Origin of the sequence: Tardiphaga sp. 37S4, assembly GCF_021044645.1 — a bacterium.
Taxonomy (GTDB): Bacteria; Pseudomonadota; Alphaproteobacteria; order Rhizobiales; family Xanthobacteraceae; genus Tardiphaga; species Tardiphaga robiniae.
Window position 1 is genome coordinate 2,822,917 of sequence record NZ_CP088008.1, and the last position, 23,383, is coordinate 2,846,299.

22 protein-coding genes and 1 tRNA gene are annotated in these 23,383 nt (G+C 62.5%); 8 read left to right on the plus strand and 15 right to left on the minus strand.

What is annotated here, in order from left to right; genetic code table 11:
- The first annotated feature begins 242 nt into the window (after positions 1 to 242).
- Both LPB73_RS13790 and LPB73_RS13795 read left to right on the plus strand, forming a co-directional pair.
- Positions 243 to 1,439: an MFS transporter gene (locus LPB73_RS13790; protein ID WP_231080889.1), complete on the plus strand. Its 1,197-nt coding sequence runs from the start codon at positions 243 to 245 to the stop codon at positions 1,437 to 1,439.
- 124 nt (positions 1,440 to 1,563) lie between these two features.
- On the plus strand, positions 1,564 to 1,992 hold the full coding sequence (locus LPB73_RS13795) for a hypothetical protein (RefSeq protein ID WP_184515913.1): 429 nt from the start codon (positions 1,564 to 1,566) through the stop codon (positions 1,990 to 1,992).
- A 27-nt stretch (positions 1,993 to 2,019) separates the two neighbouring features.
- On the opposite strand, the gene LPB73_RS13800 is transcribed toward LPB73_RS13795, so the two are convergent.
- The 3 genes from LPB73_RS13800 to LPB73_RS13810 form a co-directional block, all read right to left on the minus strand.
- Positions 2,020 to 2,427, minus strand: a complete 408-nt coding sequence (locus tag LPB73_RS13800; protein WP_139285848.1) for a hypothetical protein — start codon at positions 2,425 to 2,427, stop codon at positions 2,020 to 2,022.
- A gap of 366 nt (positions 2,428 to 2,793) precedes the next feature.
- A tRNA-Leu gene (locus LPB73_RS13805) sits at positions 2,794 to 2,878 on the minus strand.
- A gap of 101 nt (positions 2,879 to 2,979) precedes the next feature.
- Positions 2,980 to 3,222, minus strand: a complete 243-nt coding sequence (locus LPB73_RS13810) for a FliM/FliN family flagellar motor switch protein (RefSeq protein ID WP_068730739.1) — start codon at positions 3,220 to 3,222, stop codon at positions 2,980 to 2,982.
- Between the two features lie 81 nt (positions 3,223 to 3,303).
- Between LPB73_RS13810 and lipB the strand changes: the two genes are divergently transcribed.
- Positions 3,304 to 4,032: a lipoyl(octanoyl) transferase LipB gene (lipB, locus tag LPB73_RS13815; RefSeq protein ID WP_175367326.1), complete on the plus strand. Its 729-nt coding sequence runs from the start codon at positions 3,304 to 3,306 to the stop codon at positions 4,030 to 4,032.
- 15 nt (positions 4,033 to 4,047) lie between these two features.
- On the opposite strand, the gene LPB73_RS13820 is transcribed toward lipB, so the two are convergent.
- Genes LPB73_RS13820 through LPB73_RS13830 form a run of 3 tightly spaced genes read right to left on the minus strand, consistent with a single transcriptional unit; the run spans position 4,048 to position 7,226 of the window.
- A complete protein-coding gene (locus tag LPB73_RS13820; RefSeq protein WP_231080890.1) occupies positions 4,048 to 4,347 on the minus strand; it encodes an acylphosphatase in 300 nt (99 codons plus the stop codon).
- Complete coding sequence (locus LPB73_RS13825; RefSeq protein ID WP_256461305.1) at positions 4,348 to 5,214, minus strand: isocitrate lyase/PEP mutase family protein; 867 nt, start codon at positions 5,212 to 5,214, stop codon at positions 4,348 to 4,350.
- Positions 5,211 to 7,226, minus strand: a complete 2,016-nt coding sequence (locus LPB73_RS13830; protein ID WP_231080892.1) for an acetyl-CoA carboxylase biotin carboxylase subunit — start codon at positions 7,224 to 7,226, stop codon at positions 5,211 to 5,213. Before LPB73_RS13830 ends, LPB73_RS13825 begins: the two co-directional genes overlap by 4 nt.
- A 156-nt stretch (positions 7,227 to 7,382) precedes the next feature.
- On the opposite strand from LPB73_RS13830, the gene LPB73_RS13835 reads away from it, so the two are divergent.
- Complete coding sequence (locus tag LPB73_RS13835) at positions 7,383 to 9,212, plus strand: alkaline phosphatase family protein (protein WP_231080893.1); 1,830 nt, start codon at positions 7,383 to 7,385, stop codon at positions 9,210 to 9,212.
- A gap of 70 nt (positions 9,213 to 9,282) precedes the next feature.
- On the opposite strand, the gene LPB73_RS13840 is transcribed toward LPB73_RS13835, so the two are convergent.
- Both LPB73_RS13840 and LPB73_RS13845 read right to left on the minus strand, forming a co-directional pair.
- Entirely contained in the window at positions 9,283 to 9,849 is a 567-nt protein-coding gene (locus LPB73_RS13840) for a hypothetical protein (protein WP_089267327.1), read from the minus strand.
- 100 nt (positions 9,850 to 9,949) lie between these two features.
- Positions 9,950 to 10,165 carry a hypothetical protein gene (locus LPB73_RS13845; RefSeq protein ID WP_231080894.1) on the minus strand — a complete coding sequence of 72 codons (216 nt, stop codon included), beginning with the start codon at positions 10,163 to 10,165 and terminating at the stop codon, positions 9,950 to 9,952.
- 67 nt (positions 10,166 to 10,232) lie between these two features.
- On the opposite strand from LPB73_RS13845, the gene LPB73_RS13850 reads away from it, so the two are divergent.
- The 3 genes from LPB73_RS13850 to LPB73_RS13860 all read left to right on the plus strand — a co-directional run bounded on the left by LPB73_RS13850 (position 10,233) and on the right by LPB73_RS13860 (position 13,166).
- A complete protein-coding gene (locus tag LPB73_RS13850) occupies positions 10,233 to 10,892 on the plus strand; it encodes a peroxiredoxin (protein ID WP_089267220.1) in 660 nt (219 codons plus the stop codon).
- A 340-nt stretch (positions 10,893 to 11,232) separates the two neighbouring features.
- A complete protein-coding gene (locus LPB73_RS13855) occupies positions 11,233 to 12,729 on the plus strand; it encodes a cryptochrome/photolyase family protein (protein ID WP_231080895.1) in 1,497 nt (498 codons plus the stop codon).
- 74 nt (positions 12,730 to 12,803) lie between these two features.
- Positions 12,804 to 13,166 carry a hypothetical protein gene (locus tag LPB73_RS13860; protein WP_068730647.1) on the plus strand — a complete coding sequence of 121 codons (363 nt, stop codon included), beginning with the start codon at positions 12,804 to 12,806 and terminating at the stop codon, positions 13,164 to 13,166.
- Between the two features lie 48 nt (positions 13,167 to 13,214).
- On the opposite strand, the gene LPB73_RS13865 is transcribed toward LPB73_RS13860, so the two are convergent.
- Positions 13,215 to 14,135: a DMT family transporter gene (locus LPB73_RS13865; protein WP_231080896.1), complete on the minus strand. Its 921-nt coding sequence runs from the start codon at positions 14,133 to 14,135 to the stop codon at positions 13,215 to 13,217.
- A 101-nt stretch (positions 14,136 to 14,236) separates the two neighbouring features.
- Between LPB73_RS13865 and LPB73_RS13870 the strand changes: the two genes are divergently transcribed.
- On the plus strand, positions 14,237 to 15,364 hold the full coding sequence (locus tag LPB73_RS13870) for an S-(hydroxymethyl)glutathione dehydrogenase/class III alcohol dehydrogenase (RefSeq protein WP_089267214.1): 1,128 nt from the start codon (positions 14,237 to 14,239) through the stop codon (positions 15,362 to 15,364).
- 157 nt (positions 15,365 to 15,521) lie between these two features.
- Here LPB73_RS13870 and LPB73_RS13875 read toward each other — a convergent pair whose 3' ends face one another.
- The 6 genes from LPB73_RS13875 to LPB73_RS13900 all read right to left on the minus strand — a co-directional run bounded on the left by LPB73_RS13875 (position 15,522) and on the right by LPB73_RS13900 (position 23,375).
- Positions 15,522 to 17,600 (minus strand): acetate--CoA ligase family protein, encoded by a 2,079-nt coding sequence (locus LPB73_RS13875; RefSeq protein WP_231080897.1) that lies wholly within the window; start codon positions 17,598 to 17,600, stop codon positions 15,522 to 15,524.
- Positions 17,597 to 17,965: a Zn-ribbon domain-containing OB-fold protein gene (locus tag LPB73_RS13880; RefSeq protein ID WP_231080898.1), complete on the minus strand. Its 369-nt coding sequence runs from the start codon at positions 17,963 to 17,965 to the stop codon at positions 17,597 to 17,599. Before LPB73_RS13880 ends, LPB73_RS13875 begins: the two co-directional genes overlap by 4 nt.
- A complete protein-coding gene (locus LPB73_RS13885; RefSeq protein ID WP_231080899.1) occupies positions 17,962 to 19,098 on the minus strand; it encodes a thiolase family protein in 1,137 nt (378 codons plus the stop codon). Before LPB73_RS13885 ends, LPB73_RS13880 begins: the two co-directional genes overlap by 4 nt.
- Positions 19,099 to 19,285: 187 nt before the next feature.
- Positions 19,286 to 20,452: an acyl-CoA dehydrogenase family protein gene (locus LPB73_RS13890; protein ID WP_120291106.1), complete on the minus strand. Its 1,167-nt coding sequence runs from the start codon at positions 20,450 to 20,452 to the stop codon at positions 19,286 to 19,288.
- A 3-nt stretch (positions 20,453 to 20,455) separates the two neighbouring features.
- Positions 20,456 to 21,679 carry a CaiB/BaiF CoA transferase family protein gene (locus LPB73_RS13895; RefSeq protein ID WP_256461306.1) on the minus strand — a complete coding sequence of 408 codons (1,224 nt, stop codon included), beginning with the start codon at positions 21,677 to 21,679 and terminating at the stop codon, positions 20,456 to 20,458.
- 142 nt (positions 21,680 to 21,821) lie between these two features.
- Positions 21,822 to 23,375 carry a class I adenylate-forming enzyme family protein gene (locus tag LPB73_RS13900; RefSeq protein ID WP_231080900.1) on the minus strand — a complete coding sequence of 518 codons (1,554 nt, stop codon included), beginning with the start codon at positions 23,373 to 23,375 and terminating at the stop codon, positions 21,822 to 21,824.
- Positions 23,376 to 23,383 lie beyond the last annotated feature (8 nt).

Sequence of the window (23,383 nt, forward strand, 5' to 3'; positions counted from 1 at the left end):
GGCCCGGCGCGATGATGTCTGCGGCGGCTTCGGTAGCAAGATCACGTCGTCATGTTCGGGCACCGTGCCATAAGCGCGACCGTGCGGCAGCGCTTCCCGCGCTATACAACCTTGACAGAGGAACCTGCTTCGCCGTAACCAGCCGCTTGCAGGGTATCTCCCAGCCGTAAGCGTTAACGTCACTCAACGTGCTCAGCTCCGGACAGCCCCAACGTGGCTGGCCGCCTCGAAAGCACGTCGACATGAACCAGAACGCTCCTCCAAAATTCAAAGCTGCGTCCAGACCTGCGCCTCTCAGCCGTGACGACCGCAAGAGCCTGATCAAGCAGGTGCTGATCGTCTTTTTCGGCTTCCTCTCGGTCGGCCTGCCGCTGCCGCCGATCTCGCTCTACATCCATGACCAGCTCGGTTTTTCGGCCGGCGTGATCGGCTTCGCCATCGGCATCCAGTCGGTAGTGACCGTGCTCACCCGCCACCGCGCCGGCACGCTGAGCGATCATCACGGCGCGCGCTACGCGATCCGGCTCGGCCTGCCGCTCTCAGCGCTGGCCGGCCTGTTCTATCTGCTTGCTGCCACCCTGCCGCTGCCGGCCGAAGGCAAGCTCACGCTGCCGCTGATCGGCCGCGTCGCGCTCGGCTTTGGCGAAAGCCTGTTCATCACCGGCGCCATGAGCTGGTGCATCGGACGGCTCGGCCCGCACCGCACCGGTCTCGTGATGTCCTGGCAAGGCATTGCCATGTATTCGGCTATTGGATTGGGCGCACCGATCGGGCTCGCTGTCTACGCTTCGATCGGCTTTGCCGGCGTCGGCGCGCTTGCGGCCATCTCGCCACTGATCGCGCTGGGGATCGCCTACGCCATCCCTGACGTGCCTGTGTCGGGCAATACCGAACGCACGCCGTTCTACAAGGTGATCGGACTGATCTGGCGTTCCGGCACGGTCCTGTTTCTGGCCACCATTCCCTTCGCGGGGATCACCGGCTTTCTGGCACTGACCTATGTCGAACGCGGCTGGTCCGGCGCCGGCATCGCGCTCGCCGCCTTCTCGACCGGCTTCATCTTCGTGCGCCTGGTCGGCAGCCACCTGCCCGACCGGTTCGGCGGCGCGCGCGTCGCGATGACATCGCTGGCCATCGAGGCACTGGGCCAGGCGCTGATCTGGCTATCCACGAGTCCGATGCTCGCACTGCTCGGCGCGCTGGTCACCGGCATCGGCTTCTCGCTGATCTTCCCGTCGATGGGCGTCGAGGCCACGCGCCGCGTGCCCATCGAACAACGCGGCCGCGCCGTGGCGAATTTCATCGCCTTCTTCGATCTCGCGATCGGTCTGACGGCACCGGCAGTTGGATATGCGGCAGGCGTGTTCGGCTATGGCGCGACATTCGTGATCGGCGCTGTCGCGGCTATCTGTGCGCTGGTGCTGGCGATGTCAGGCTGAGAGCTCGCGACGGCATTTGCGCATCACCCCTCCCTCAAGATCGACAGCCGCACTTGCCCTCTCCTTCTGGTTGATATTGGATGGAGAGGTACACTTTTAAGCGACAATCTTTTGGAGGACGGAAATGCTGGAATTGCCCATTGCAGCTTCGGGACTTTCAATACTTGCATCGCTGCTCAGCATCGGGCGTTCAGTGAAAGACCTGATGGCCACCCAGAACCTCAGCACAGATCAGGCACTGGACAAATTTAAGGGAAACGCATCCGGGACCAACGCAGAGGTGCTGGCGATGAAGGGAAGCGACAGCGCAATCAAATCGATTGTCATCATCCCAGGCCAACTCCTTGATCAACTCGTGTCCGAGATCAATGGCTGCGTGGACCGACAGGTCGAAGCACGCAAGAAAGCCAAGAATCAGGCTGGCAAGGACAAGGCCGACCGTGCCGCGGCAGTATGTGTGTGTAGCGGCTTGGGCAGCATCAAGCTGCACAATAGCGGGAAGCTACCAGAGGGCACGCTTCGCGACTTGTGGAAGGCCTATGGCTGCAACTAGCCTTTTGCGACTAGCTCAAGCAAACCTTCATTGCACAAGCCACTCATCCGGATCACGAGCAGTACGATACTGACTGACCATTTCTTCAAGATGCAAGGAAAGCAGGTCTTTCACCGATAGCCGTTCAACCTCTCGGGTCAATGAGGCGCTCGGCCACATCACGCGGCACATGCCATTTCCCAAAAAAGCCACTTCGACCGCTTTCATCTCATCATGCATTTGGACGAGCCACGTCAGAACCAATATTTGTTCTTGTGACGCTGCCGTCGCCCCTGAAATCAACGGGCGATAGAAATTGTCGGGAAGGCTATCGAGATAGTACTCGGCGTCCCTGATCGCGCTTTCGATATTCGGATCATGAGATTTGCGACTGGCGGCCGGGCGACCAGCGATGAAATAGGCTCGGTCTCGAATCATTTTGTGCGGAAGTTGCATTCGACCTGCCTCAGAGCCACAACCTAGATTAAAGCAAGAATCCGTCCAGTCTTGTCACTTTCTTGCAACAGTACACGTTCAAAGTGTTTGCAGAACAAATCACCACAACGGCGATTTTAAGGATTTCCGATTACGAAACTCCCAATCGCCAACCTATACGATTCCGTCCTAATAAACTATCGCTAGTAGTTACAGCGACGTCACACCACCACCGAATGTTGGCTCCTGCTCCGACGGCGCGAGGTCCTGGCCGTCGCCCGGACGGAGTTGTCAGGGCGCAATACAAATCTCAGCTTATCATCCTACGATGAGAAAAGCCGGCTCGTTTACCCGATATGGCAGCAGTCTTTTGATGTGTGTGAGGTGTGGTGCGCTCGGAGGGACTCGAACCCCCACCCTGTTACGGACTGCCACCTCAAGGCAGCGCGTCTACCAATTCCGCCACGAGCGCTAAAGAAATCCGGCGAGGGCAAATCGCCCGGCCGGATCAACCGGCGCCGATGTAACAAACCAATGATGGGGAGACAAGGCCTCTTGGCCTCTCCGGGCTACCTATCTGTGGTCAGGCGACCGTGGCAGCATCTGCTTGACCTCGACCGCAATCCGGTTGCGATCGACCATCACCACGCCTGACGCAACGGGCAGGTTATTGGCAAGAATTTTGACCTCGTCCTGCTCTGTGGCATCCAGTTCGATGATGGCGCCGCGGCTCAGCCGCATCACCTGATGAACGGGCATCGACGTGGTGCCGAGGACCACCATGATATCGACGGTAATTTTATCGAGGGTTGGCACGTCGGCCTCAAATTCCCAGATGCAGGATCGCACAGATGCAAGATTGCGGTGCCTGCGAGATCAACATGTTATGGTTAGCCAATGGTTAATGATCGCCAAACCCTCGATTTAACAGTGTTTTCTCGCGGCCTCCCCGGCCGGCCGGTGGAATGGCGGGTATCCGATGGTCCGATTCCCTATCCGGACGCCGTGGCCGAGATGGAAGCCCGGGCGGCGGCCATTGCCGACGGCACCGCGCCGGAACTGGTCTGGCTGCTGGAACACCCCCCGCTCTATACGTCCGGCACGTCAGGCAAGTCTGACGACCTGCTGGATGCCCGGTATCCGGTGTTCGAGACCGGCCGCGGCGGCCAGGTGACCTATCACGGCCCCGGCCAGCGGGTGGCCTATGTGCTGCTCGACCTGAAGGCGCGCCGGCCGGACGTTCGGGCCTATGTGGCGGCGCTAGAAGACCTGATCATCCGGACGCTGGACGCCTTCAACGTGAAGGGCGAACGGCGCGAGGACCGGGTCGGCGTCTGGGTCGCCCGGCCCGACAAGGGCGCAGGATATGAGGACAAGATCGCCGCCATCGGCGTGCGGCTGCGGCGCTGGGTCTCGTTCCATGGCATCGCCATCAATGTGGAACCGGACCTCGCGCATTTCGACGCCATCGTGCCCTGCGGCGTGGTCGATCCGCGCTACGGCGTCACCAGCCTAGTCGATCTCGGCCTGCCGGTAGCCATGACGGATGTGGACGTGGCACTGCGGCATGCGTTTGGGGAAGTGTTCGGCGAGAGCGAGCAGTTCGCGGCAGAAGCGGCGGTCTGAGCGACGCAATCCGAATTACAGCGTCGGCAATTGCGAGAACACCTCGCCGTTGACGCGTAGGGCAAGCATGTCGGGCGTGGCATCGCTTGTCACGACGCTATCGACGCGCGCGGCCGTTGGACCACGGTGACACGCCTCGATCATGTCAGTGACAGTATCGGCCGGCCCCGCAAACACCGCTTCCACACTGCCATCGCGGCGGTTGCGCACCCAGCCTTCAAGGCCGAGCAACGAGGCTTGTTGGCCGGCCCAGTAGCGATAGCCAACGCCCTGCACGCGGCCGAGGATCATCACGTGACGGATCACGCCACTCATCTATTTCTTGAGTCCCAGGAAATCGATGCCGCGCTGTTTCACGACGGCACCACGGGTGACGCTGTCCATCAACTCGCTTGAGGCAAGATTCTTCAGCTCCTTCGGCCCCGCACCTTCGCGTACTGCTTTAAGAGTCGCATGGACGGCAGCGGTCGCTGCGGAGATCGGCGCATGGCCCTGAATGGCGAGGCGGACGCGCTGGGCGCTGAGGAAATCCCAATCCATGTCATCGGTGGGACTGCCCAGCACGATGGGCAGCGTGGTCGCGGCTGACGCCGCCTGCAGCTCGGCGCGGCTCTTGAGGCCGGTGAACATCACTGCATCGACGCCGGCGGCTTCATAAGATTTGGCTCGCGCAATCGCGTCATCCACGGAGGTGATCGATGCAGCACCAGTACGCCCCACAATCACCAGCGCCGGATCCTGTCGCGCATTCAGTGCAGCCTTGACCTTGCCGAGCCCCTCTTCCGGAGAGATCAGCTGCGCCTTCGCTTCGCCAAAGGCGGCGGGCAGCAGCGTGTCCTCGATGGTCAGGCCGGCGGCGCCGGCGGCTTCCAGCTCTTCCACCGTACGGCGGACATTGAGCGCATTGCCATAGCCGTGATCGGCATCGACCAGCACCGGCAGCGAGCCGGCGCGCGACATCCGCCGCATCTGCTCGGTGAGTTCGGACAGCGTGATCAGCGCGATGTCGGGATCGCCGAGAATGGCGAGCGACGCCGCCGAGCCGCCGAACATGCCGACCTCGAAGCCGAGGTCTTCGGCGATACGCACCGAGATCGCGTCATAGACCGATCCCGGACGCATGCAGCGATCGCCGGACAGAAGCGCCCGGAGGCCGTAACGGCGTTGCCGGAACGTCGTCACGCGAATTCAAGAATGAGCGCATCCACCGCCAGCGTTGCGCCAGCAGCGGCATGGATTTTCTTGACGGTGCCGTCGCGTTCGGCGCGGAGCACGTTCTGCATCTTCATCGCCTCCACAACGGCGAGGGTCTCGCCGGCCTTGACGTCCTGACCTTCGGTCACGGCAATCGAGACCACGAGGCCCGGCATCGGGCACAGCAGTTTCTTGCCGGTGTCGGCCTTGACGCCCACCGGCATCAGGCGCGCAGCGGTAGCCTCCGCCTCGGTGAAGACATTGACCGCGACTTCATAACCCTGATGCGCGATGCGGATGCCCGACGTCTGAGGGCGCACCTGCATGGCCACGTTGTGTCCGTCGATGGTGCCTTCCCAGACCGGCACGCCCGGCTTCCAGGACGACGAGAGCTTATGCGGCACACCCGTCTTGCCGTCAGCACCGACGAAGGCCACCGTCACGACATCGCCGTCACGGGCCACGTCGAGCGCGATCTCCTCGCGCTCCAGCCACACGGCGCGGCGACCCGCACGGGTCACCGGACGGCCGATCAACTGGCCGGAAATCTGCCGCTTGCGTTCGCCGTAGATCGAGTCGACGGCCGCGGCCACCGCGGCGATACGGCGGGCGACTTCGCCCTCCGGCGCCCTGGCGGCGAAGCCCTTCGGGAATTCCTCGGCGATGAAGCCGGTGGAGAGATTGCCCTCGCGCCAGCGCGGATGGCTCATCAGCGCCGACAGGAACGGAATATTGTGGCGGATACCGTCGATATAGAAGGCGTCGAGCGCATGAGACTGCGCCTCGATGGCGGCGGCGCGCGACGGGGCGTGGGTCACAAGCTTGGCGATCATCGGATCGTAATAGATCGAGATCTCGCCGCCCTCCTGCACGCCGGTGTCGTTGCGCACGGTGATGTTGTCGGACTTGCTCTCGGCCGGCGGACGATACTTCACAAGGCGGCCGATGGACGGCAGAAAGTTGCGGAACGGGTCTTCCGCATAGACGCGGGACTCCACAGCCCAGCCGGTCAGGGTGACGTCCTTCTGCGCAAGCTGCAGCTTCTCGCCGGCAGCGACACGGATCATCTGCTCGACGAGATCGACGCCGGTGACGAGCTCAGTCACTGGATGTTCGACCTGCAGACGGGTATTCATTTCGAGGAAGTAGAAGCTCTTGTCCTGACCGGCGACGAATTCCACGGTGCCGGCAGAGTCGTAATTCACGGCCTTGGCCAGCGCGACGGCCTGCTCGCCCATCTTGCGGCGGGTGGTCTCGTCGAGCAGCGGCGACGGGGCCTCCTCGATGACCTTCTGGTTGCGGCGCTGGATCGAGCATTCGCGCTCGCCGAGATAGATCACGTTGCCGTGCTTGTCGCCGAGCACCTGGATTTCAATGTGGCGGGGATCGACGATGAACTTCTCGATGAAGACACGGTCGTCGCCGAACGACGACTTCGCCTCGGCCTTGGCGAGGTTGAAACCCTCGACCACTTCCGAAGTCGAATGCGCGATGCGCATGCCCTTGCCGCCGCCGCCAGCGGACGCCTTGATCATCACGGGATAGCCGATCTCGTCGGCGATCTTCACGGCATGCTTGTCATCCTCGATAACACCGAGATAGCCCGGCACGGTGGAGACGTTGGCCTTTGCGGCAGCTTTCTTGGACTCGATCTTGTCGCCCATGGCGGCGATGGCGCCGGGATTGGGGCCGATGAACACGATACCGGCGGCCTCCAGCGCGCGTGGGAAAGCCTCGCGCTCGGACAGGAAGCCGTAGCCGGGATGCACCGCTTCGGCGCCGGTCTTCTTGCAGGCCTCGACGATTTTCTCGATCAGGAGATAGCTCTCGGCCGCGGCCGGAGGTCCGATGAACACGGCCTCGTCGGCCATCTCGACATGCAGCGCATCGCGATCGGCTTCGGAATAGACGGCGACGGTCTTGATACCCATCTTGCGGGCGGACTTGATGACCCGGCAGGCGATCTCGCCGCGATTGGCGATCAGAATTTTTTTGAACATGAGCTGTCTTACTTGCAACCTTGAGGCGGGATCGGAAAGATGGGGTCGACGGTACAATGTGGCATGGCGCCGCAGTCGTAACAATTCTGTCGCGGACAAAAACTAGAGAAGACGTCTGGACCGGATCGGCCGAGTTCTTTCGAAGCGAGGTTTTTCATGCGCTGCGCCACCATCCTCTCCCTCAGTCTTACTCTTATATCCGCAACAACGGCTTTCGCCCAAAACAGCCCTCCCCGCAACCTCATTTTGTTCGTACCTGATGGGCTTCGGGCGCTGAAAGTGACGCCGGAAACGGCCCCCGCGATGTCCGCAGTGCGGGATAAGGGCGTCAATTTCCGGAACTCGCATTCGCTGTTTCCGACCTTCACCATGGCCAATGCGTCGGGCATGGCGTCCGGCCATTATCTCGGCGATACCGGCGTATTCTCGAACTCGATCTATACCGGCCACCCCACCCCGGTGCAGAACAACAGCCCGATCCCCTTCATCGAACATGATCAGGTGCTCGGCGATCTCGACGAGCAATTCAACGGCGATTACCTCAATGAGGAAACGCTGCTGAAGGCCGCGCGCAAGGCCGGCTATTCCACCGCAGCGATCGGCAAGGTCGGCCCGACCCTGATGTTCGATCACACCGAACGCACCGGCAAGGAGACGATCACCATCGACGACCAGACCGGCGGCATCGACAAATCAGGCAAGCTGCTCGGCATTCCCCTGTCGGACGAGATGAAGGACGCCTTGGCCAAGGCTGGCCTCGCGGTGGAAACACCGGGTCGCGGTGACAATGGCAAGGCGGGCGACGCCAAGACGCCCGGCACCACGGAAGCCAATATCAAGCAGCAAGCCTATATGGCCGATGTCGCCAGCAAAGTGGTGCTGCCGATGTTCAAGGCACGCAACAAGCCGTTCGTGCTGATCTTCTGGTCGCGCGATCCCGACGGCACGCAGCACAATCAGGGCGACAGCCTCAACAAGGTGACGCCCGGCATCAACGGCCCGTCTTCGCTGGCCTCGATCAAGAATGCCGACGACAATCTTGCGCAGCTGCGCAAGACGCTCGACGATCTCGGCCTCGCCGCCAATACCAACATCATGATCTCGGCGGATCACGGCTTCTCGACGATCTCCAAGGAGAGCAAGACCTCGGCGACCATCAAGGGCACATATGCGGATACGCCGGAAGGTTTCCTGCCGCTGGGCTTCCTGGCCATCGATCTCGCCAAGTCGCTGGAGATGCCGCTGTTCGATCCCAACGACAAATTCGCCGCCGTTGCCGACAATGCGTATCCGAAGGCCGGCAACGCCTATATCGGCAAGGACAAGGACAAGCCCGAGCTGATCATCGCCACCAATGGCGGCTCTGACCTGATCTATCTGCCGACCGGCGACAAGGACCTCGCCGACCGCACCGTAAAGGCGCTGCTGAAACAGGATTACATCAGCGGCATCTTCGTTGAGGACTCGCTTGGCTCCTTCCCCGGCGCGCTGCCACTGTCGTCGATCAATCTGTCCGGCAAAGCCGTCACGCCGCATCCCGCGATCGTCGTCTCATTCCGCTCCTATTCGGAGGGCTGCGAAGAGCCGGCGGCGTGCCAGGTCGAGGTCGCCGACACCGTGCTGCGTCAGGGCCAGGGCATGCATGGTTCGTTCGGGCGCGGCGATACCCACAACTTCATAGCGGCGATCGGCCCGGACTTCAAAGCCGGTTTCGTCGATCCCCTGCCGGTCAGCAATGCCGATACCGGCATGACTGCCGCGCATCTGCTCGGTCTCAAGCGCGAGTCCAAAGGCAGCCTGATCGGCCGCGTGATGAGTGAAGCGACGGTGACTGGCGAGACGCCGACGGCAACCACCGATGTGATGCGTTCGGCGCCCGACGATCAGGGTCTGGTCACGGTGCTGCAACTGCAGAAGGTCGGCGAACAAAAATATTTCGATGTCGCCGGCTTCCCGGGCCGGACTGTCGGACTCGACGCGAAGTAAGCGACAGCCCCAACAAAAAACGGCGGAGCCATGCTCCGCCGTTTTCGTATTTTGACGATCTGCGACCGGCTTACATGCCGATGTCGAACACGTTCGGCAGTTGCAGCGTCGCGGCGCCGACCACGGTCGTGACCAGTGTCATGACGGCGGCATTGCTGACGCGCTTGGCGCGCATCTGCGACGCGATCCATTCGAGCACTTCGATATTCACGCCAACGGCCTTGGTCGGCGCCCAGGTCTCGATGGCAACATCGGGCGACAGCGCCACCGCACGCGGCGGCACCGGCAGGCCCGACGCGGACGCAGCGTGATGCACGACAGCCTTCGCGAACAGGTCGTCGAAACGTCCGTCATCGCTGCGCTCGGCCGCCGCTTCGTTGATCGCAAACAGTGCCTCGGCCTCGTCGCGGCTGACCGGCTGGCTGGCCAGTGCCGACGCACCCAGGATGCGCTCGCACCAGGCGGCGTCATCGGCATCGAGCGCACGGGAGAAATGGATACGGCCACGGGTGGTCGGGCCTTCGCCGGTGATGACGCCGTCGCGCACGACGGCGAGGGCCTGCGCCGCAGCGCGATGATCGTTGATGGAGGACGTTTCGATGGCACCGAATACGTCGGCAGCGGCAGCGGATGACATTTCAAGCTCTTCTGTTTGCAGCATATTTCTCAACATAGCCCAGCAATTCCATGGGCGACTTAACGCTCGGTTAAGAGATGGACAGGAGTTCTTCTTATCCCTAACCGTTGCAGTTCAGTCGCGCCGAGACGCTGCTGGGTTCGATCAGATGTGGCGATGCGGTCAGGCGGGATTGCGCCGCGCGGGAGGCAACATCACGGCATCCGATAACATCATGTTGCGTGGGTATTTTGCCGCAGCCGCCTTGCGTGAAACTGAATGCCAGTGCGCGCCAAATTTGAAGAAAGTTCTTGTCCTTTTTGCCGGACAGTTCCATTTACCAGCGTGCGCCTTTATAATGGCCCACGAAATTCATCTGTAATCAGAATGACATGAGGTCCATCATGACGCTCCAGATCAACGCCGTCGCCCCCGATTTCGAGGCCGAAACCACGGCTGGCCGCATCAAGTTCCATGACTGGATCGGCGATAGCTGGGCTCTTTTGTTCTCGCATCCGAAGGACTTCACCCCGGTCTGCACCACCGAGCTCGGCGCGCTTGCCAAGCTGCAGCCGGAATTCGACAAGCGCGGCGTCAAGTTGATCGGCCTCAGCGTCGACCCCGTGCACAAGCACGCGCTGTGGGTCGACGATATTAACGAAACCCAGGGCGCCCGCCCGACCTTCCCGATGATCGGCGACACCGACCTCAAGGTCTCGAAGCTCTACAACATGCTTCCCGCCGACGTGGCGGGCGATGCCGACAGCCGCACCGCCGCGGACAACGCCACCGTGCGCAACGTCTTCATCATCGGGCCGGACAAGAAGATCAAACTGGTGCTGGTCTATCCGATGACCACCGGCCGCAACTTCCAGGAAATCCTGCGCGTGATCGATTCACTGCAGATGACCGCCAAGCATCGCGTCGCCACGCCGGCAGACTGGAAGCATGGCGAGGACGTCATCATCGCCGGCTCCGTCACCAACGACGAGGCCAAGACGATCTATCCGAATGGCTGGAAAGAACCGAAGCCCTATATCCGCATCGTGCCGCAGCCGAAGTAACGCTGCGACTGATTTGCAAGAACGAAAGAGGCGCCGCGAGAGATCGCGGCGCCTCTTTTCTTTGACTCGTCCAATCGATGCTGCAGGCACTCTCCGTCGTCATGGGTCCCTTCTCCACGTCCTTGCGAGGAGCTCTCGCAACGATGCCGAGGAAGAGCAGACCCAGCGGCAGCATGGCGGCGAACGTCGTCGCGTAGCGAATCGCGTATCGCTTCAAAACCGCTTCGAGTACCAATTCGGTAATAAATATCCTGATACTAGGCGCCCATGAGCGCAGGGTTGCAAAGACTCTCGCGGTTCGCGGCCGGATCAATCACCCGACATCCGCGTTGGATGAGTGATGACCGATCAATCTTCGACCTCAACACCGACGCAGGCACCTATCGTCGTCTGGTTTCGCGACGACCTTCGTCTGTCCGATCACCCTGCCCTTCATGCCGCAGCCAGACGTAATGCGCCGGTGATCTGCCTTTACATCCTCGATGAACAGAGCAAGGCATTGAAGCCACCGCAGGCGCGGCCGATGGGCCGCGCGACGAGATGGTGGCTGGCGCAGTCGCTGCGCGCACTCAGCGCGAGCCTCGACGCCATCGGCGGCACGCTGGTGCTGCGCAAGGGCGCTGCGGCCGATGTCATCGTCGATGTGGCGCGCGCGGTCGATGCCAGCCACGTCTTCTGGAACGAGATCGCGCAGGCGCCGCATCTCGCGGTCGCCGATGGCGTCACCGAAGCGCTCGCCGATCTCGATATCGGCACGCAGAGCTTTCCGGGTGACCTGCTGGCGCATCCTGCGATAATCCGCGCCAAGGAGACCGGCACCAAGGAGAGCCGCGGCCTGCGCGTGTTCACACCGTTCTGGCGGCGCGTTCAGGCGATGGGCGAACCGGCGAAGCCGCTTCCGGCGCCGAAGAAACTCATACCCGCATCGAAAGTGAAGAGCGACAAGCTCGCCGACTGGGCGCTAGAGCCATCGAAGCCCGACTGGGCCGGCGGTCTGCGCGAGACGTCGACGCCAGGCGAAGCCGCCGCGCAGAAGCACTTGAAGCGTTTCCTCAAGGAGATCGCGGGTTATAGCAGCGACCGCGATCGACCTGACCGCGAGATCACGTCGCGCCTGTCGCCGCATCTACGCTTCGGCGAGATCACTCCGCGACAGATCTGGACTGCCGCGCATTTCGCAGCTGCAGAACATCCGAAGCACAGCAGCGACATCGCAAAGTTCATGAGCGAAGTCGGCTGGCGCGAGTTCTGCCGCCATCTGCTGTTCGATGTTCCTGATTTGGCCACGCGCAATCTGCAATCATCCTTCGATGAGTTCCCATGGAAGACCGATCGCAAGGCGCTGCGCGCGTGGCAACGCGGTCTGACCGGCTATCCGATCGTCGATGCGGGCATGCGCGAGCTCTGGCACACCGGTGTGATGCACAATCGCGTACGCATGGTGGTCGCATCTTTCCTCGTCAAACATCTGCTCATCGACTGGCGCGAGGGCGAGAAGTGGTTCTGGGATACGCTTGTCGACGCCGATGCGGGCAGCAATCCCGCCAACTGGCAGTGGGTCGCAGGCTCCGGCGCGGATGCAGCACCCTACTTCCGCGTCTTCAATCCGATCCTGCAGGGTGAGAAGTTCGATCCCGGTGGTGTCTATGTCAGGCGCTGGATACCCGAACTGACAGAACTATCCACAAAACATATTCATCAGCCTTGGACAGCTTCACCGCTCGAACTCAAAAACGCGGGAATCACTTTAGGCAAAGACTATCCGTCGCCGATCGTCGATCACAAAGTCGGTCGCGAGCGCGCATTAAAGGCGTACACAACGATACGAAATAGTTGACTGTCGATAACACACTCTTCAACACGCGCCCGAATCGGACTAACGTGAAAAAGTCGACAATGTTGGGGGATGCTATGAACGACGACACTCCAGTCCTGGAGCAAGTGACGGACGCGCTTAGCAGCGCAGCCGACGCGACTAAGGAAGTCGCCACCTCGGTGGCGAAGAAGGTCAAGAAGGCCGCAAAGAAAGTCGCAAAGAAAGTGACCCCGGCTAAGAAGACGAAGAAGTCCACCAAGAAAACTTCTGCGAAGAAATCTTCAAAGAAGAAAACCCAGAAAGCGAGACCAATGGCTAAGAAAGCAGTGAAGAAGACCGTCAAGAAGGCCGCCAAGAAGACCGTGAAGAAGGCTGCCAAGAAGACCGTGAAGAAGGCCGCCAAGAAGGCCGCTCCGAAGAAGGCCAAGAAGGCCAAGAAGGCTGCCAAGAAGAAGTAAGCTTCTTCGCAGATGTGAAAGCCTCCGGGTCCAAGCCCGGAGGCTTTTTCATGTCCGGGGTCTGGATTGACGCAGGATGGCGTCAGGCCCTGCGCGGTTGACCAGCAATACCGCAGCGCCGCAGGCAATCATGCCGATGATGGCAACGGCATCGAGCTTTTCACCAAACAGAACGAACGCCATCAGCGCCGTCACGGCCGGCACAAGATAGAACAGACTCGCCACCTGGCTCGAGGCCTGGCGCCGCAGCAGCCAGTAGAGCAGCCCGACGGTGCCGATCGACAGAACCACCGCGAGCCACACCACCGACAGCACGAACTCCGCCGACCAGTGGATCACATTGGTCTCAAGGGCCCACGCGCCGATGCCGAGCATGACCATTGCTGCGAGTTGCTGAATGAAGCTGCCCGCGCGCCAGTCGATGCCGCCGCAATAGCGCTTCTGATAGAGCGTGCCGACGGTGATCGTGATCAGCGAAATGGCGGACGCGAACCAGCCCCAGCCCGCCTCGCCCGTCATCGGCCGACCATGCAGGATCAGCAACACGCCGGCGAGACCGAGCGCCACCCCGCCCCATTGCAGCGGCGTGACGCGCTCACCGAGAAACCGACTGGCGAGGATCGAGGTGAGGATCGGCTGCAGACCCGGGATCAGTGCCGACAGACCGACCGGGACCTCGTGCGCGACCGCAAACACGGTACCGGCGAGATAAAGCCCCTGCACCAGCAGCCCGGCGACGATGCTGTGGCCGATGCCCGCGCGATCCGGCCACGCCGGTCGCACCCATGCGACGATCACCGCCATGATCGCGACCACCAGCATCATGCGCACGGTCAGATAGGTCAGAGGTTCAGCGCCGTTCAGCACATATTTGGTGCCGATGAAACCGGTGCTCCACAGCAGCACGAAGACGATGGGTGCGGCGCGTCCGATCAGGATTTCAAGATCGCTTTTCTGAACCTGTTTCATAGGCTGCTCACTGCCCCATCATGTGCTAAGCGGCAATGGCTGTTTGCGCGGACCTGCCGCCTGACATCACGACACCGAGACCATTATCGAAGGAATTTGCCATGGACGTTCGCGCCGCCGTTGCCATCAGTGCCGGAAAGCCGCTGGAGATCACCACCGTTCAGCTCGAAGGCCCGCGCGACGGCGAAGTGCTGATCGAGATCAAGGCCACCGGCATCTGCCACACCGACGAGTTCACGCTGTCCGGCGCCGATCCCGAAGGTCTGTTTCCGGCGATCCTCGGCCATGAAGGTGCCGGCGTCGTCGTCGATGTCGGCCGCGGCGTCACCTCGGTGAAGAAGGGCGACCATGTCATCCCGCTCTACACGCCAGAATGTCGCCAGTGCCCGTCATGTCTGTCGCGCAAGACCAATCTCTGCACGTCCATTCGCGCGACGCAGGGTCAGGGCCTGATGCCCGATGGCACCTCGCGCTTCTCGCTCGAGGGCAAGCCTGTTCACCACTATATGGGTACCTCGACCTTCGCCAATTACACCGTGCTGCCGGAGATCGCGGTGGCGAAAATCCGCGAGGACGCGCCGTTCGACAAGGTCTGCTATATCGGCTGCGGGGTCACCACCGGCATCGGCGCGGTGTTCAACACCGCCAAGGTCGAGCAAGGCGCCAAGGCGATCGTGTTCGGTCTCGGCGGCATCGGTCTCAACGTGCTGCAAGGCCTGCGGCTTGCGGGCGCCGACATGATCATCGGCGTCGACATCAACAATGACCGCAAGGCGTGGGGCGAGCGCTTCGGCATGACCCACTTCGTCAACCCGAAAGAGCTGGGCAAGGATCTGGTCCCGCATCTCATCGACATGACCAAACGCGGTGCAGACCAGATCGGCGGCGCCGATTACACCTTCGACTGCACCGGCAATGTCACTGTCATGCGTCAGGCGCTGGAAGCCTGCCACCGCGGCTGGGGCGAATCCATCGTGATCGGCGTGGCGCCTGCCGGTGCGGAGATTTCGACGCGTCCGTTCCAGCTGGTGACCGGCCGCGTCTGGCGCGGCTCGGCCTTCGGCGGCGCCCGCGGCCGTACCGATGTGCCGAAGATCGTCGACTGGTACATGCAGGGCAAGATCCAGATCGACCCGATGATCACCCACGTGATGCCGCTGGCGGACATCAACAAGGGGTTTGATCTGATGAAGCGCGGGGAGAGTATCCGCGGCGTAGTGACGTTCTGATAGAGCGTCGACTTGCTTAACCCTCCCCCTTGCGGGGAGGGGCGGCCGAAGGCCGGGGTGGGGGTGCCCCACACTCCGTCCTACCGTGGGCACCCCCACCCGTCCGCGCTTCGCGCGGCCACCCTCCCCGCAAGGGGGAGGGTTTAACGGAGCATCCCTACTCGCCCTTGAACACCACGGCGTCCACCACGACGCAGCCGTTCGTATTCAGCATCACCGGATTGAGGTCGATGCTCATCACCCTGGCGGACGTATCCGCCATCAGCTCGCCGATCCGAACCATCGCATCGACCAGCGCATCGACATCCATCGGCGGCTCACCGCGGACGCCTTCGAACAGTGGCGCGATGCGCAGCTTCGCCAGCGCGCGCTTGGCATCGTCCCTGGTGAATGGCGGCAGCAACAGCGTGGTGTCCTTGAACACCTCGACATATTTGCCGCCGTCGCCCACCATCACCACCGGGCCGAACACGGGATCGCGATGCGCGCCGATCACGATCTCGCGGCGACCGCCGGTCATGGCGGCGATGATGACGCCGTCGAAGCGCGCGCCCTGCTTGCGGATGATCTCTTCCATCTCGGCATAGACGTCGCCGACCGCCTCGCGCGAGGCGACGCCAAGCTTGACCAGACCAAGTTCCGATTTGTGGGCGATATCAGCCGAACAGCCCTTCACCACGACTTTGCCGCCGATGGCATCGAATGCCGCCTCGGCTTCGGCCCGGGAATGCGCGAGCCGATACGGCACCACCGGGATGCCACGCGATGCCAGCAGAGCGAGGCTGTCGGCCTCATTCAGCATCATGGTCTTGTCAGCCGAGATCAACGCCGACGACGGACCACGCTTGCGCGCCTTCACGCGCGCCATCAGCTCATGATGCGACACATATTGATTCAGCGCGGTGACCGCCTCGACCTCGGTCGGGAATACCGAGACACCCTGCGCCTGGAACTCCTTGGCGACGCTGGGCTGCGTCGCAGCGACCACCAGCGGCTTGCCGGTCTGCTCAGCGAAAGCGGCACTGTCGCGCGCGAAGGCCGGGACGTCGTAGCCCGGGCCCGCCACGGGCACGCCAATGACAAAAGCATCGGCCGCAGGATCTTCGGCGATCACCGGCAGGATGTCGCCGAACAGCCGGCTGTTCGACAGCAGCGCCGCGGTGAGATCGATCGGGTTGGTCGTGGTGGCGAAGCTTGGCAGGATGCCCTTCAGCTTCTTGTCGGTCTCGGGTGCCAGCTTGGCCATCGGCATGCCGACGGTCGAAGCAGCATCCGCGGTCATGACGCAGACGGCGCCGGAATTGCTGATCGCGACCAGGCGACGGCCCTGCGGCTTCCAGCCCTTGAGATAAAGCTCCGTGGCCTCGACCAGGCCGCGCATATCCGGCGCGCGCCAGATGCCGTGATGTTCGAGGAAGGCGTCGACGACGCGATCCTCATTGGCGAGCGCACCGGTATGCGACTGCGCCGCCGCCTTGCCGGCATCGGTGCGGCCGGATTTCAGCGCGATAATCGGCAGGTTGCGATGGAGCGCGACTTCGGAGAGTTCCTCCAGATACTTCTTCTCCGGAATGCTCTCGAGGTAGAGCAGCATCAGCTTCACTTCCGGATCCTCGGCGACCGCGATGGCGAGTTCGCCCACAGTGATGTCGCTGTCATTGCCGGTGGCATGGCTGTGGCGGACGCCGATGCCGCGCGGATTGAGGAAGCCGACGGGCACGGTGGACAGCGCGCCGCTCTGGCTGAGCATGGCGACATGGCCTTCAACGCGTTCGAATTCCATGAACATGGTGGAGAAGGACGCGATGGCGCCGGTGCCGAAATTGGCAAGGCCCTGGGTATTTGGACCAACGATGCGCATGCCGTGTTTATGCGCGATCGCGACCATGCGGCGCTCTTTCGCCTTGCCGGCGATCGCATCGACTTCGCCAAAGCCCGAGGCCATCACCAGTGCGATCTTGACGCCAGCCTTGGCGCAATCCTCGACGGCGCCGATGGCATTGTCGCCGGCGACGGCGACGATCACCATTTCCGGCGCTTCCGGCAGATCGGCGAGGCTCTTGTAGCACTTCTCGCCCTGGATCTCCGTGCGCGACGGATTGATCGGGTAGATCTTGCCCTTGAAGCCAAACTTCTGGAGATAATGGACCGGGCGGCCGCCGACCTTGTTGGGATTTTCCGAGGCACCGATGATGGCCACGGATTTCGGATCGAGGGCGAAGCGCAGACGGCTCATTGAGGAGTCTTTTCGAAGAACGGTACGAGGCGGCCGGTGAATTGCCGATAGCCGGCTTTTACCTTGTCGCCGATCACGAGATCGTTGGCGCCGTGGGCCATCATGCGAAAGCCTTCGGCGGTGTCGATGAGCAGAATATTATAGGGCACATGCTCGCGCGCTTCCGGCGTCCCAGCGCGCAGTACGAGCGATGTCGCATAGACGGTGCCCTCGCCGCTTGCGATTTTGTCGTCGAGATCGGACGACCCGCAGGCGGCGCAAAAGCTGCGGCGGAAATACTGGATCGATTGGCAGGCACGGCAGGACTGATAGCCGATCGCTTCAGTGCCGGTGGTCCAGTCGGCAGCGGGTTTGAGCTCGCTCATGACACGCGCTCCAGGAACATGCTGACATGGGACGACAGCACACCGCCGTCACCGTGCAGCAGCGCGACGGAAGCATCCCTGACCTGACGGTTCTCGGCCCTGCCTGTCATCTGCAGATGTGTTTCGACGAGATGCGCCATGGCGCCACCGACGCCGCAATGACCGTAGCTCAGAAGACCGCCGTGGGTGTTGAGCGGCATCGCGCCGTGCTGGCCGAAATGGCCGGCACGCACTTGCGCCGCTGCCTCGCCGCGGCCGGCGAGACCGAGATCTTCCAGCAGCATCGCCAGTGTGATGGTGAAGCTGTCATAGACCGCGGCATAGCGCACGTCGGAGATTTCGATGCCCGTCGCCCTCTTCGCGCGCGCGATGGCAATCTCGGCGCCGAGTTCGGACAGCGCCGGCGCGGCGGTGATGTGCTGGTGGGTATGCGCCTGCGCAGCGCCGCGGACGCGGATTTTGGTTGGGCTGGTCGGCTCATAGCTGACGACGAAGGCCGCGCCGCCGTCGGACACCGGACAGCAGTCGAGCAGTTTCAGCGGCGTTGCGATGGTCTTCGATGCCATCACGTCGGCGACGGTGATCGGGTCGTGAAACTGCGCACCGGGATGGGTCAGCGCGTGCTTGCGCATCAGCACGGCGAATTCGGCGAGGTCTTCCTGCGTCACGCCGTATTCGTGCATGTATCTGTTAGCAACGAGGCCGTAATAGGCCGGGATGGTCGGGCCGAGCGGCACTTCATAGGTGGGATGGCCGACTTGGGCCAGCGCCTGGATCGAGGCATCGCGGCTCTGGCCGGTGAGCCGGTTCTCGCCGCCAACCACGAGGACGTGTCTGGCGACGCCGCTCTCGACCAGCTGATGCGCCAGCATCGCCATCGCCATCCCCGTGGCGCCGCCGACCTGGATCGCATGGGCATAGGATGGCGTGATGCCGAAGTGCTCGGCGAACACGGTCGCCAGCATGATATGCGGCATGGTGGTGGAATAGCCGCACAGGAAGCCGTCGATATCGCCGCGTTTGAGGCCAGCATCGGCGAGCGCGAGCTCGGCGGCGCGGCTCATCAGGTCGATGGTCGATGAGCCCTCGTGCTTGCCGTAGGGAAGCAGACCGACGCCGGTGATGTAGCTCATGACAAACACTCCGGCAGCAGTGCTCCCCTCCCCCCAAGCGAAGCGAAGCTTCGCAAGGCGGCGACGGGTCGGGGGCGGGGGTAGCCGCGGATGACGTCGACTGTGGTTACCCCCCTCCCTGACCCTCCCCCACAAGGGGGGAGGGAATCGAGAGGCCGGTGTTGCGACGCGACCACTATCGTCATCGTCAATACGACTTCGGCAAACCGAGCGCCTTTTCGGCGATGAAGCTCAGGATCAGTTCGCGGCTGATCGGTGCGATACGCGGGATCAGCGACTCCCGCAAATAGCGCTCGACGTGATATTCCTTGGCGTAACCAAAGCCGCCATGGGTCATCACTGCCTGCTCGCAGGCGTGATAGCCAGCTTCGCCCGCGAGATACTTCGCCGAATTCGCGGCGGGGCCACAGGGCAGTCCCTGGTCATATTGCCAGCCGGCCGACAGCACCATCAGCCAGGCGGCTTCGAGCTCCATCCAGTTCTTGGCGAGCGGATGCTGGATCGCCTGGTTCTGGCCGATCGGGCGGTTGAACACGTTGCGCACCTTGGCGTAGTCGGCCGCCTTCCTCAGTGCAGCCTTGCCGAGACCGACGGCTTCCGCCGCGATCAGGATGCGCTCGGGGTTCATGCCGTGCAGGATATATTCGAAGCCGTGGCCCTCCTCGCCGATGCGATCCTCCAGCGGAATCTCGAAATCGGCAATGAACAGCTCGTTGGAGTCGACGGCCTTGCGGCCGAGCTTCTCGATCTCGTGCACGGCGATCTTGGAGCGGTCGAGATCCGTGTAGAACAGACTGAGGCCGTGGGTCGGGCTCTTGACGTCTTCCAGCGGCGTGGTGCGCGCCAGCAGCAGGATTTTTTCGGCGACCTGCGCGGTGGAGATCCAGACCTTCTGGCCGTTGACGATGTAGCGATCGCCCTTGCGCACGGCACGGGTCTTGAGCTGCGTGGTGTTGAGACCGGTATTGGGCTCGGTCACCGCGAAGCAGGATTTCTCGGTGCCATCGACAATCGGCGGCAGCATGCGCGCGCACTGTTCGGGCGTACCGAACACCACGACGGGGTTGAGGCCGAACACATTCATATGCACGGCTGACGCACCCGACATGCCGGCACCGGATTCCGAAATCGCCCGCATCATGATCGCGGCCTCGGTGATCCCCAAGCCCGAGCCGCCATATTCCTCGGGGATGCAGATGCCGAGCCAGCCGGCATCGGCCATCGCCTTGTGGAAGTCGATGGGGAAACCGCCCTCCTTGTCCTTCTTCAGCCAGTAGGCATCGTCGAAGCGCGCGCAGATCTTCTCGATAGCGTCGCGGATAGATTCCTGATTGGCGTCGAGGGCGAAATCCATGCGTTACAGCTCCGACGTATCTGGGATAGCGGCCTGCCTGAGCACACCATCCTCGTGCATTTTCTCGATCTGCTCGGCCGTATAGCCGACCTCGGCCAGCACTTCGGCATTCTGTTCGCCGAGATGCGAGGCAAGGCGCGTCGGATTGACCGGGGTCTTCGACCAGGTCGCCGACACCTTCATGCTGCGGATCGCACCTTCGGTCGGATGCTCGACCTGCTGGAAGAAGTCGGTCGCCAGCATATGCGGATCCTGCATCATGCTTTCCAGCGTGTGCATCGGGGTTGACGGCACGTCGGCGTCATCGAGCAGCTTGGCCCATTCCGCCGTCGTCCTGGTCTTGAAGATGCGCGACAGTTCGGCATTCACCGTGTCGATATGCTGGATGCGCTGCGGGAAGGTCGCGAAGCGCGGATCGTCGAACAGCTCCTCGCGGCCGACATGCTTGAGGAAGCTCTTCCACTGCTTGTCGTTATAGACCATCGCGCAGATATAGCCGTCCGAGGTCTGGTACGGCCGGCGGTCCGGCGAGAGGTGACGGCCGTAGCCGCCCTTGTCGAGCGGCGGATCGTAAGTGAGGCCGCCCATGTGGTCGCCCATCATGAAGCTCGCCATGGTCTCGAACATCGGGATATCGACGCGCTGGCCCTCGCCGGTCTTGTCGCGATGCACGACGCTGGCGAGAATGGCGCCCAGTGCAGTGAGACCGACGATACGGTCGACCAACGCATTCGGCACATAGCGCGGCACACCGTCACTGCTGATGCGCGCATTCAACGCGGGCAGCGCGGTGGCGCCCTGGATCAGGTCGTCATAAGCGGGCTTGGCGGCATAGGGGCCGGCCTGGCTGAAGCCGAACACGCCCGCATAAATCAGCCGTGGATTGACCTTGGCCATGACGTCATAGCCGAGATTGAGGCGAGCCATCGCCGCCGGGCGGACATTGTAGACCAGCACGTCGGCGGTCTCGACCAGCTTCAGGAGTGCCGCGCGGCCCTCTTCCTTCTTGAGGTCGATGCAGACGCAGCGCTTGCTGCGATTGGTATTCAGGAAAATCGGGCCCATGCCGGGATTGCGCATCGGCCCGATTGACCGAACCACGTCTCCATCGGGAGACTCCACCTTGATCACATCGGCGCCGTAGTCACCCAGCGTCTGGGTGCAGTAAGGCCCCATCATCACCGAGGTCATGTCGATGATCCTGATCCCGTGGAGTGGTCCCGTCAAAGTCGTTTGCTCCCGAAAGCGTGTGATCAGGCGCCAGTGCGCCCTGTTGCCTTCGTCTTAGCGGGAGGCGTTCGGCGGGCGCAAGGGCGCCAGACGCGGGGCCGTATGCGTGGGATGCCGGTACGCGTCAAAGTGGTAACGACTAGCCGGCCCCCGCTGACGCCGAAGCGCGCATCATCTCCCGCAGCTCGGTCTTGAGCACCTTGCCGTAATTGTTCTTCGGCAGCGCATCCAGATAGACGTAGCGCTTGGGGCGCTTGAAACGGGCGATATTGGCGAGGCAATGCGCGTCGAGCGCAGCGTCGTCAGCCGACGCGCCAGGCTCCAGCACCACAAAGGCGACCACGACCTCGCCCCAGTCCGGCTCGGGCACGCCAATCGCCGACACTTCCCGCACGGCGGGATGCGTCAGCAGCGCCTCCTCGACCTCGCGCGGATAGATATTGGTACCGCCGGAAATGATGACGTCCTTGGAGCGATCGGACAGCGTGAGAAAGCCGTCGTCGTCGAGCCGGCCGACATCGCCGGTGCGGAGCCATCCATCCTTCAATGTCTCGGCATTGGCCTTGTCGTTGTTCCAGTAGCCGAGCATCACAGCCGGCCCCTTGGCCTCGACCTCGCCGGTCTCGCCAACCGGCAAAGGCTTGCCGTCGGCATCGGTGATCCGCACTTCCATCACGCTCTGCGCCGGGCCGACCGAAGCGAGGCGTTCGAGATAGCGCGGGTGGTCGGTATCGGCGTGGAAGGCGCGCGGCAGCGAAGTGATCGTCATCGGCGATTCACCCTGGCCGTAGATCTGCACGAAGCGTTGCCCCATGGTGGCAATGGCATCGCGAATGTCGGCCAGATACATCGGGCCGCCGCCATAGACGATGGTGCGCAGCCCCTCGCCGCTCTCGCCGCGCTTCTTCGCCGCATCAACCAGACGGCGCACCATGGTGGGCGCCGCGAACATCGCGACATCGCCGAGTTGCTTGCCGAGATCGAGCACTTCGTCCGGCTCGAAGCCCTGACTCTCCGGCACGACGTGGCGCGCGGCCATGCGGACGTGGATGAAATTGTAGAGGCCGGCGCCATGCGAGATCGGCGCAGCATAGAGGATAGTGTCCTTCTGGTGGACCTGATCGACATCGGCGAGATAGCACATGGACATGGCCACCAGATTGCCATGGCTGAGCATCACGCCCTTCGGCCGGCCGGTGGTGCCGGAGGTGTAGAACAGCCAGGCGAGGTCGTTGTCGTCGCGAGACAGCGGCACCGCGGACACCGGCTCGCCATACTGCAATTCATGAAACGTCTCGCTGTCGATGGACAGCATCTGCATGCCGGTCGGCAGGTCTTCCTCGACCTGAACGAGCGCGCCACGGCTGTCGTCGTCGACAAAGGCCAGCCTCGCGCCAGCATTGTCGCAGATCCATGCCGCTTCGCGGCCATGCAGCTTGGCATTGATCGGGATCACCACAGCGCCGATCCACCACACCGCATACATGCATTCGAGATATTCGGTGCAGTTTGACGCGAACAGTGCGACGCGGTCGCCAGGCTGAATGCCGTAATCGCGCATCAATCCAGCGCCGATGGCGGCGGCGCGGCGCGCGAATGTGGCGTAGTCAGCCTGGACCGTGGTGCCGGTCAGCAGCGCCGGTGCCTGCGGATGCAAGCGTGCCGACGATGCCAGCCATTGTGCGACATTCATGGTGTCGC

Bases quoted from the DNA above. Each gene is read 5' to 3' on its own strand.
- LPB73_RS13890 (WP_120291106.1), bottom strand. From the start codon at position 20,452: ATGGATTTCGCCCTCGACGCCAATCAGGAATCTATCCGCGACGCTATC.
- LPB73_RS13900 (WP_231080900.1), bottom strand. From the start codon at position 23,375: ATGAATGTCGCACAATGGCTGGCATCGTCGGCACGCTTGCATCCGCAG.
- LPB73_RS13860 (WP_068730647.1), top strand. From the start codon at position 12,804: ATGAACGACGACACTCCAGTCCTGGAGCAAGTGACGGACGCGCTTAGC.
- LPB73_RS13840 (WP_089267327.1), bottom strand. From the start codon at position 9,849: ATGTCATCCGCTGCCGCTGCCGACGTATTCGGTGCCATCGAAACGTCC.
- LPB73_RS13845 (WP_231080894.1), bottom strand. From the start codon at position 10,165: ATGGAACTGTCCGGCAAAAAGGACAAGAACTTTCTTCAAATTTGGCGC.
- LPB73_RS13875 (WP_231080897.1), bottom strand. From the start codon at position 17,600: ATGAGCCGTCTGCGCTTCGCCCTCGATCCGAAATCCGTGGCCATCATC.
- lipB (WP_175367326.1), top strand. From the start codon at position 3,304: ATGGTTAATGATCGCCAAACCCTCGATTTAACAGTGTTTTCTCGCGGC.
- LPB73_RS13870 (WP_089267214.1), top strand. From the start codon at position 14,237: ATGGACGTTCGCGCCGCCGTTGCCATCAGTGCCGGAAAGCCGCTGGAG.
- LPB73_RS13820 (WP_231080890.1), bottom strand. From the start codon at position 4,347: ATGAGTGGCGTGATCCGTCACGTGATGATCCTCGGCCGCGTGCAGGGC.
- LPB73_RS13855 (WP_231080895.1), top strand. From the start codon at position 11,233: ATGACCGATCAATCTTCGACCTCAACACCGACGCAGGCACCTATCGTC.
- LPB73_RS13830 (WP_231080892.1), bottom strand. From the start codon at position 7,226: ATGTTCAAAAAAATTCTGATCGCCAATCGCGGCGAGATCGCCTGCCGG.
- LPB73_RS13865 (WP_231080896.1), bottom strand. From the start codon at position 14,135: ATGAAACAGGTTCAGAAAAGCGATCTTGAAATCCTGATCGGACGCGCC.
- LPB73_RS13835 (WP_231080893.1), top strand. From the start codon at position 7,383: ATGCGCTGCGCCACCATCCTCTCCCTCAGTCTTACTCTTATATCCGCA.
- LPB73_RS13790 (WP_231080889.1), top strand. From the start codon at position 243: ATGAACCAGAACGCTCCTCCAAAATTCAAAGCTGCGTCCAGACCTGCG.
- LPB73_RS13880 (WP_231080898.1), bottom strand. From the start codon at position 17,965: ATGAGCGAGCTCAAACCCGCTGCCGACTGGACCACCGGCACTGAAGCG.
- LPB73_RS13850 (WP_089267220.1), top strand. From the start codon at position 10,233: ATGACGCTCCAGATCAACGCCGTCGCCCCCGATTTCGAGGCCGAAACC.
- LPB73_RS13795 (WP_184515913.1), top strand. From the start codon at position 1,564: ATGCTGGAATTGCCCATTGCAGCTTCGGGACTTTCAATACTTGCATCG.
- LPB73_RS13800 (WP_139285848.1), bottom strand. From the start codon at position 2,427: ATGCAACTTCCGCACAAAATGATTCGAGACCGAGCCTATTTCATCGCT.
- LPB73_RS13885 (WP_231080899.1), bottom strand. From the start codon at position 19,098: ATGAGCTACATCACCGGCGTCGGTCTGCTTCCCTACGGCAAGCACGAG.